Annotated in this window: 9 protein-coding genes; all 9 read right to left on the bottom strand. The window is 58.6% G+C overall.

Annotated features, from left to right (window positions below):
* A partial coding sequence (gene tssM / locus H7A81_RS23220; protein WP_182058843.1) for a type VI secretion system membrane subunit TssM occupies positions 1–2289 on the bottom strand: 2289 nt, incomplete at its 3' end.
* Between the two features lie 11 nt (positions 2290–2300).
* Positions 2301–3524: a DotU family type VI secretion system protein gene (locus H7A81_RS23215; protein WP_166932000.1), complete on the bottom strand. Its 1224-nt coding sequence runs from the start codon at positions 3522–3524 to the stop codon at positions 2301–2303.
* Between the two features lie 21 nt (positions 3525–3545).
* The gene (gene tssK / locus H7A81_RS23210; RefSeq protein ID WP_182058842.1) at positions 3546–4889 is read right to left on the bottom strand and encodes a type VI secretion system baseplate subunit TssK; all 1344 of its coding nucleotides are present in this window, start codon (positions 4887–4889) and stop codon (positions 3546–3548) included.
* A gap of 19 nt (positions 4890–4908) precedes the next feature.
* Entirely contained in the window at positions 4909–5400 is a 492-nt protein-coding gene (tssJ, locus tag H7A81_RS23205) for a type VI secretion system lipoprotein TssJ (RefSeq protein WP_166931156.1), read from the bottom strand.
* A complete protein-coding gene (locus tag H7A81_RS23200; RefSeq protein ID WP_052127450.1) occupies positions 5400–5903 on the bottom strand; it encodes a hypothetical protein in 504 nt (167 codons plus the stop codon). Before H7A81_RS23200 ends, tssJ begins: the two co-directional genes overlap by 1 nt.
* A gap of 137 nt (positions 5904–6040) precedes the next feature.
* Positions 6041–6421, bottom strand: coding sequence for a DUF4150 domain-containing protein (locus tag H7A81_RS23195; RefSeq protein ID WP_034823609.1), 381 nt, complete (start codon positions 6419–6421; stop codon positions 6041–6043).
* A gap of 11 nt (positions 6422–6432) precedes the next feature.
* Positions 6433–7041 (bottom strand): DUF3540 domain-containing protein, encoded by a 609-nt coding sequence (locus H7A81_RS23190; protein ID WP_182058841.1) that lies wholly within the window; start codon positions 7039–7041, stop codon positions 6433–6435.
* Positions 7028–8113 carry a pentapeptide repeat-containing protein gene (locus tag H7A81_RS23185; protein WP_182058840.1) on the bottom strand — a complete coding sequence of 362 codons (1086 nt, stop codon included), beginning with the start codon at positions 8111–8113 and terminating at the stop codon, positions 7028–7030. Before H7A81_RS23185 ends, H7A81_RS23190 begins: the two co-directional genes overlap by 14 nt.
* 2 nt (positions 8114–8115) lie before the next feature.
* Positions 8116–8738, bottom strand: a 623-nt coding sequence (locus tag H7A81_RS23180) for a pentapeptide repeat-containing protein (protein WP_182058839.1), incomplete at its 5' end; no start/stop codon positions are given.

Here is an 8738-nt window from a genome sequence, read left to right as displayed (position 1 = left end):
GTTTTGCTCATCAGCACTTTCACGACGGGTCAGTACCCAGCGATCTTCCTGTAACAAACTGGCTGCCACATTTTTGATGTTGCTGTTGAACGGTCCCCAGTAACCGGCAGGAGTGAAGAAGCCGGGAATCGCTTCGGTCAGCGGTTGCCCGCTTTTGCGGCTGAACACCAGTTCGGTCTGCGCACCACTCAGGTTGATCACGCTGACGCCCGGATTAACACGCGGCATCAGCAGACGTTTGAGGCGACCGTAAACCCGCGTGGAGAGTGGGGAACGGCTGATCATCTCGATCTGTCGCACCACCAGGGGCTCATCGCGCTCAAACGGTGAAGCGTTGATCTTGTCATCGAGCAGTTGGCCGAGGTGATAATCCAGCGCTTTCAGCTGTGCCTGCGGCGCGTTGGCACCCTGGGTGCGCTGCACGTTGAGCATTACCCAGGCGTGGAGGAACTTGCCGTCGTAATGCTGCGGCAGATACAGCATCTGATAGGCTTTCAGGGCTTCATAGCTGTAATCGACGTCACTGCCGTTATCGCTGCGCAGCCAGTCGGTGATGTTGCGGGCAATCACCGGCAGCAGCATCTGTTCCAGCGCACGCTGATAGAGCGAATCCGACGCGGTAGAGACCTCTTCACCGCGATACAAACCAGCACGCCAGCTAAGCGGTGGCTGTTGCAAATCGGTGAGCTTGTCGCTGTTGGGCAGACCCGCCAGGCTATTAAGGAACGGCAACTGCGAGAAGATGTTTTCGCCGTTGAGCGGGGACAGCGCCTTGCTCTGCTTCTCAATGTCTGGGACACGCTGCTGCACGTCAGCCAGATAACCTTTGTTGTGGTGATAGCTGGTAAACCAGGCGATCAGCGCCAGCAACAGCAGCAGTACCAGCACGCCGTAGGTGATCAGATGCACCAGGCGATTTCGCACCGCCCACCAGCGATTGATGCCCGCCAGACCGGCTTCTTTAAACACCACTTCAGTCAGCATTTGATGCAGGAAGAAACTCTGACCGTGGCCGGCCTGCGCCGGTTCGCTGTTGGCGGCTCGCAGCGCGGGCAAGCCCAGCGCGCGGCTCATCTGGCCCATTACGCGGTCAAACGGCAGGCCCTCCTGGGTGCCGCTGGTGAAGTAGACGCCGCGCGGAATCAGCTTTGCATCATAGCCGGAGGTGGCAAACACCACGTCGAGGTAGTGTTTCAACAAGGGTTTCAGAGCGAGAAACTCTTGTGGGAACAGGTACATTTCGGCGCGTTTCACGCTGTCATGTTCGTGGATCATCAGATCAGCCAGACCGGCATCCAGACGCTGATGCAAGCGGTCAAACTGTGGCTCGAATTCGCTTCCGACGGCCAGTTGCTGATCGCTCCATGGCCAGGTAAAGCCCCAAATCTGATCGCGCTGAGCCTTGTTCATCGCCCCAAAACTGGCGGTAAACCCTTTGAGCAGATCAGATTTGGTGACCAATACGTAAACCGGGAAGGGGATTGCCAGCTGATCGCGTAATTCCAGCAGGCGTTTACGCAGGGCGCTGGCCTGCTGATGGCGCGCTTCTTCGGACTCGCTGAGTAAATCGCCGACGCTGATGGTGATGATCGCGCCATTCACCGGCTGGCGTGGGCGATACTTTTTCAGCAATCCCATAAAGCTGCGCCACTCTTGCGCATCCTGCTGACGGTCGCTCTCTTGCGTGGTGTAGCGGCCGGCGGTGTCCAGCAGAATCGCTTCGTCAGTGAACCACCAGTCACAGTGACGCGTTCCGGCTACACCACGCAGTGCGGTTTTGCCAAACTGCGCGGCCAGCGGGAAGTGCAGACCCGAATTGACCAGCGCGGTGGTTTTACCTGCACCCGGTGCGCCAATCAGCATGTACCACGGCAACTGGTAAAGGTATTGGCGATTGAGTTTTTGCATCCAGCGCGGCCAGCGGCGGCTCTCCGGACGGTTGAAACGCGCCTGACGCAGCAGTTGCGTTGCCTCACTGAATCGCTCGACCAGTGGGTGTTCGGCTGACATCTCATCGTGTTCGTCAGCTGCCGTTGGCGCCGGTGCCATTTTTTGTACCAGGCGACGGTTCTGCCAGCGACGCCACAGACGAGGGACGACGCGGTAGCTTATCCACAGTGCGTACAGCACGGCGATGGCGATGTAACGATACAGCGCCGACTCCAGCGGACGATAATCCCCAATCGCCACCAGTGGACCCACGGTCCAGATCAGCAAACAGAGTGCTGTAATGCCCAGGCCGCTCCACATCAGGCGGCTGGTGGCGATGGAAAAGACAGTGCGAATCATGGCTAATCCTTTTAATGCACGCTGTTGAGTTCAGATTCAGTCTGTTTCGGCGCGACCAGCAGCGTGATTTCAACACGGCGGTTGCGCGCACGATTGGCGGCAGAATCATTCGCTGCCAGCGGATTGCTCTCTCCGCGTCCCTCAACGATGATGCGCTGTGGCTGACGCAGGTCCTGGGCCAGCATCTCCTGCACCGACTGAGCGCGCGCCAGTGACAGCGCGTAGTTAGAGTTAAAGCGCGCGCTGCGGATCGGGACGTTATCGGTGTAACCACTGACGCGAATCTGACCGTTTACGTTGTCCATCGCCTGTGCAATGCGGCGGATCACCGGGCGGTAGCGATCGCGGATAGTGGTGGCCGCAGAGTCAAACAGACCGTCGCCGCGCAGCAGCACCACGCTGCGGGTGGCTTCATCGTTGACCGTGACCAGTCCTTCAGCGATCTCCGGCGCAAGGAAATGACGTAAATCGAGTGCCGGTGCAGCGGGAGCCGCAGGGCGCGCGATATCGACTTTCGGCAGGTCGGTTTGATAAATAGCCGAGAGCACCGGTGCGGTAAAATGATTGAGGCGCCAGTTCAGCGTGATGTAGACCGCGCATCCCAGCAGCGCCAGCAGCGCAGCAAAGCTCCACAGTGGAATCAGCGGCTTCCATAATTTCTGCAATACCGGTTCATCCAGCGGCTGCGGCGAAAGCGGTGGCGGGTAAGGGCCGCGCACTGAGCGAATCAACTGCAGCAGACGCAACTTCAGGGTTTCCAGCTGCGTACGACCGTTTTCCATGATGCGATAACGCCCTTCAAAGCCCAGCAGCAGGCAGGCGTTCATCAGCTCCAGCAACAGGATGTTTTGCTGCGGATGCTGTGACAGGCGCGCCAACAACTGAAAGAACTTCTCGCCGCCCCAGGTTTCGTTATGGAAGGTCACCAGCAATCCGCTGCGCGGCCAGACATCGCGGCTGCCCCACGGCGTCAGTGCTGCTGCCTCGTCCAGTGAAGTGCAAAGGCAGTAACGCGCCCCAACAATGGTTTCATACGGCAGTTGTGCCTGCTGGCAGGCCACTTCAAAGCGCCGCACCAAATCGATTAACTGTTGGCGCAGGCCCGCCGGATTGTCGTGGGAGACCGAATGGCGTAGCTGGGCAATGGCGTTGATCAAGGGATTGGCAATCGCCACCAGCGGATTTTCATGCTGCGTGCTGGCTTCCAGTTCGCCATTAAGTGACTGCGGCTGCATCATGGTCGCTTCTCTCCGTGCTTAGCTGCGTGCGTGGCGCAATGCCCAAAGTTGCAGGTCGAGGCCGGGAAACTCACCGGCCAGATGCAGGGCAAAGGCTTCCGCTTTCGCCATCTGTTGCCAAAGCTCGCCACTGCGCTCCAGTTCGAAGTAGACATAACCGGAGTGCCACGGAATCTGGCGCGGTGCGGCTGGCATCACCCGCAAGCCAATACCGGGAAGCTGAAGTTGCACCAGGTCACGGATGCGCGTCACAGGCGCAATTTTCATCTGTGCCGGGAAGTGGGTGATCAACATTTCGCCCGGTAAATCGGCGCGCACCGCCAGCACAAAACCGTAATCGCGGATCAGACTGACGTCGGAAACGGTGGCGACATAGAGTCCGTGCGAGCGTTCGGTGAGCGTGAGCTGGAGTGCGTTTTCTTCCATCACCAGTGACAAACTTTGGCGCAGCTGAATCATCAGGCGGCTGAAGCTGAGGTAGAGATTATCGTGGTCGTAGACCGGCAGCTGTTCGCTGGGGCGGCGTGATGGCGACCAGCTGGCGAGTTCGGTGGCAAACTGCAGCCATTCACTGAACAGGCGTTCCGGATGCAGCTGTGGCAAGCGGCGGCTGTGCGCCACCTGACCGATGTAGCGGTTGATGAGCGTCAGCAGCATGAAGTCGATCATCTCGGTGTTGCCACCGCGTCCCGCCTGTTGCAAACGCTCACCCATCTGCTCGCTGCGCTGCTGCAGCAGACCGTGCATATCGTTAAGAAAGGCATTAATGGCCGGGGAAACGTGACCATTGAGCAGCGGTGGGATGTAGTCGCTGTCGAGGATCAACGCGCGATCGTTGCCGCTGCTTTTAACGCGTGCCACGCCGATGGCGGTCCATTCGGCATTTAAATCAGCAGCAGGCATCAGACACAGGCGCAGGCGACCAAACTGCATCGGCGCACGGCCCACTGAAGAGGCGTTGAGATCGTCAACTTCGCGATCCTGGCTCAGGTAGCGTGCCAGGGAATCACTGGCATCGCTGAAGATGACTTCGGTTTGTCCCTGACGCTGCTCCGGGAGTGCCAGCACCACATCGATCGGCTCCTGAATCTCGCTGAAGGCCAGCGGTGGCGGGGCGCTATCCGCGCCAGTGATGGAAAACGGCGTGCCATCAGGTAGTAGGCCACTGGCCTCGGCAATCGCCAGTTTGCCCTGACGCAGCAGCGCCTGATCGATGCTGAGGGTCATAAAACCCCAGTGCCACGGGCACTGCAATTTTCCCCAGCTGCGGCTGTACGCCTCTAACCAGCGTTCCGACTGTTGAAAATGGTGAGGACGCAAAAACATCCCTTCACTCCAAATCACCTTGTCTGCGGTGTGCATAGCGCCTTCCTGAGTTCGTTTATTCGTCATGAGCGGTGAGATGCAGCCCGGCTGCGGTGGCGTTGATACGGCCATGCAGCGCGTCGGGCGAGAACTGCCAGAACTTGTAGAAATTGGTTTCAGTGGGGGCGGGCAGCGGCACGACCACGCGCCAGGCCTTGCCGTTGATATTGGCGTATTCAGCCATCACGCCGAGATAGTGCGCCTCCAGCGACGGATTGCCGTTCAGCACCTGTTGCGGCTGCTGCGTGGTGAGGAAACGCTGCTGGGTATCCAGCAAATCACCGCCCAGCACCGCAGAGGCGTTGTTTTGCAGCGAATAGAAGTCAGCTGACTGGAAATTGGCATCGGAGCGCAGCACGAACACCCGGACTTTCAGCGGCGCGCCCGCATTGGCGCTAGCGTCGCTGTTGAGCGTCAACTGCCAGTTTGCTGGCACCTGACGTGACGATGACATGCAGCCCGAGAGCAACAGCAGCAGTCCGAACAATCCTGCGATGCGCGCGCTCATTACTGAATAATCCAGGTTGATGAGCTGCCTTTGCGGCAGGCTTTGTCACCTTCGCCGACGCCAATACACTGCTGCTGAGCCCGACGTGGACGCGCGGCCTGTGCTTTCACCGTGGCGCTGTAGCGATCGGCCGTCACGGCTGCGCGATAAGGGATATAGCCGCTGAGTTGGCCATTATCTTGCGTCGAAACGGCCAGCCAGCTGTTCTCCACTTCGCCCAGAACTTGCAGCGTGGCACCGGCTTCCAGCGTCTCCATACGCAGTCCACTGAAGTCGGGACGGTTCATGAGTGATGCCGGATAAAGGGTGCGATAAGCGGCGTTGACCGGTGTGAACTGCTGTGGGGGTTGGATGATGTGCATATGCACCAGCGGCACCGCGTTGACGGTGCTGGTTTCAAGGGTGTCCGCCGTCACAATGGGAGGCGGCGCTTTGCAGCCGGCCGTGATGGCGGTGGCAAAAAGGGCAGCGAGAAAGGGCAGTTTGCTGTGCAGTGTTGTCATTTTTATCAACGTCCTGTGTAAAAACATCAGTCTTCAAAAGGGGTACGCAGCGGTTGCGGCGTGCGTGACGCTATGCGCCGTAAGCAGCACTGTTTGTTGATCGCGCGTTTTTTCGGGCTGTGTCGTCATGTGCATGGCTATGTCGCCAGCAATGCCACCGTGGTTTGACTCGGGGTGATGCGTACGCCGGGCGCGTTGGCAACGTTCTGTTGCGTCACACTACCCATACGCGTGGCGGGCATGCCGTTGATTAAAAGAGAATTGCAGCCCGTGAGGTGTCGCGACAGCCCCATAAAAGTTTCTGAAACCACACCGCCCAGCACGCCCGCTTCATCGCCCTGGGTGATTGGCGTGATCGTGGAGAGGTTATGCGCCGGCATCCCGGTAAACAGTACGGTGCTGGCGGTCGGCACCGCGGTATTGCCGAGCGCCAGATTGACGAAAGTCACCGGGGCCGGGGTTTTACATACATCGGCGACGGCCTGATCGGTGCCACCACACTGACAATTTGCAAACATGCTGTTTCCTCTTAACCCATGTGAATCTGTTTACCGTCGACACGCGTTAGCGATTCGCTGCTGATCAGCGTGGTGGGCGCATGCAGACGGGTGAGCTGGCTGGTTTTGATGTCGAGTTGTCCGGCGCGCACCTGCTCGGTATGGGTGGTGCGGCGCAGCAGGTGATGGCTGATTTGGCTCAGGCTCTCCCACAGGCTTTCGCAACGTTTACCGAACACGCGACTGAGCGTGACCCAGGCGGAAACTTTTTCGCCGCGGTAATTCATCTCAGTGACCTGGCAGTCGCCATGCTCCGCTTCCAGCTGAAACTGCGGACTGCGCAGGCTTAAGGATTGGCTGCTGCTTAGGGTCAATTTGCCCTCACAGTGCAGCTCAGCGGTCTGTTCTGGCTGGGCGCGCACCAGTACGGCTAACAACCACAGTTGTTCCCCGGCCCGGCTCACCAGCACGCGGTCATCGAGTTGCGGCGACAGCAGGCAACTGGCGGCACGTTGGCAGTGCCAGCGACGCCCGTCGATCAGCACCTGCACGCCATAATCGGTGTCAAGCGCCAGCACCTGTCCCTCCGCCTGTAGCGGTAAATCCAGCGGGATCGCAACGGTTTTTTCAGCGTGATTCATGGTGGTCCTCGTGCGGTGTTAAGCGCGTGTGCGGTCGCCAGTTTTCAGCGGCATACAGCGCTTCGTCCTGTTCGATAATGCCGTCACGGCTGGAAAAGTGACTTTGCTGCTGGCTGGCACGATGCAGACGCGTGTGAGTAAAGTGCGCATCACGGAAATCGGCATGATCCAGCGTGGCGTAAGAGAGGTCGGCGTATTGCAACTGGCTGTGCTGAAAATTGGCGCGTGGCGCGTGGGCCTGCTGCAGCACCGCGCGTGATAGCTGGCTATGGCTGAAATCGGCCTCATCCAGCTGTGTCTGCATCAAGATTGCCTGATTGAAATTTGCCTCCGAGCAACGCGCTTCACGCAAATCGCTGCCGGTAAATAACGCCTGGCTGGCCTGTATCTGGCGCAGATCAGCCGCCCGCAGAGACACCTGGCTGAAATTGCATTGTGTGAGTTCAGCACCGAAGAAACTGGCTTCTTCCAGCTTGCTGGCGGTGAACTGGCTGCGCGCAAAACGTTGCCGACGATAATCGCCACCGCGCAAATCGCATTGATAGAAAGTACACAGTGCGAAGCCAGCGCTGTGCAGATCGCTACGTCGCAGGTCAAGACTCATTAGCGTGCATTGCTCCAGGCTGGCATGGCGCAGCAGCCACTGGTGCACGGGTAATTCGATAAAACCGCTTTGATACAGCGATGCGAGCAGGAAACTGCTGTCGCTGAGGTCGCCTTTATTGAACTGGCTGTTGATATGAATACTTTCGCTGAAGTCGCTCTCCATTAACTGACACTGATTGAACAGGCAGTCGGTCAGCGTGCAGCCGCTAAACTGCGTGGCGACCATGCGGCACTGGCTGAAGAGAGTGCCGCGCAGCTTCGCATCATCAAACTGCGCGCCAGAGAGTGCGCATTCGCTAAACTGGGTTTCGTGCAGATTGCAGCCACGAAAATCAGCGCCCATCAGGTCGACGGCGATGAAACTGCCGCCAGAGAGGTCCATACCGGCAAAGTTGCGTTGTTCAGGGGCAACGGCATGAATGATGCTGCCCGACTTGACCGCTTGCTGAATCTCAGTTGGCGTCATAGCTATACCTGCTGTTCGCGGCGACGCGGCAGCGTTTTCATGCTGTCGGTCAGCGCATCGTTGAAGCGCGTGTGCGTATCAGTGAGGGTTTGCGATAAATCGGCGCGAAACAGGTTGCAGTCGCTGAAGTCACAGCCTGCAAGCTGGCTCTTCTGCAGGTCAGCCCCCAGTAACAGGCTGCCGTTAAAGCGCGCCTGACGCAGATCGCTACGCACAAAGCGGCTTAATCGGGTGCGTAACAATCGCAGGCTGGCATGGCGGCAATCGGCACCGCTCAGATCGCTGTTGTCTAGCGAGGCGTGATCAAAGTTTGCCGCCTGAAGATCGATGTCACGCAGATTGCACTCCAGCAGCGTCGTGCGGCGAAAGCGCGCATGCGGCAATTGGCTGTTGGCGGTAAACAGGCAGCGGGTCAGTCTGGCGTGGTCAAAGCAGAGATCCTGTGACTGGCAGGTCACCAGCGACAGCCCTTGCGCCGTGACATGGTTAAATTGCACGGCATGCAACGCACAGCGAATCAGGTTGCACTGGCTGAACTGCGCGTGGCTGAAATCGAGCACTTCAAGGGTTAAATCCAGCAGATCGCAACGATCCAGCAGCGCATGCTGCAGGTTGCAGTGCTTGA

Origin of the sequence: Pantoea sp. ME81, from assembly GCF_903970985.1 — a bacterium.
GTDB lineage: Bacteria > Pseudomonadota > Gammaproteobacteria > Enterobacterales > Enterobacteriaceae > Pantoea > Pantoea communis.
The sequence above is the reverse complement of the archived record's forward strand: the minus strand, read 5'-3'. Positions and strand labels throughout refer to the sequence as shown.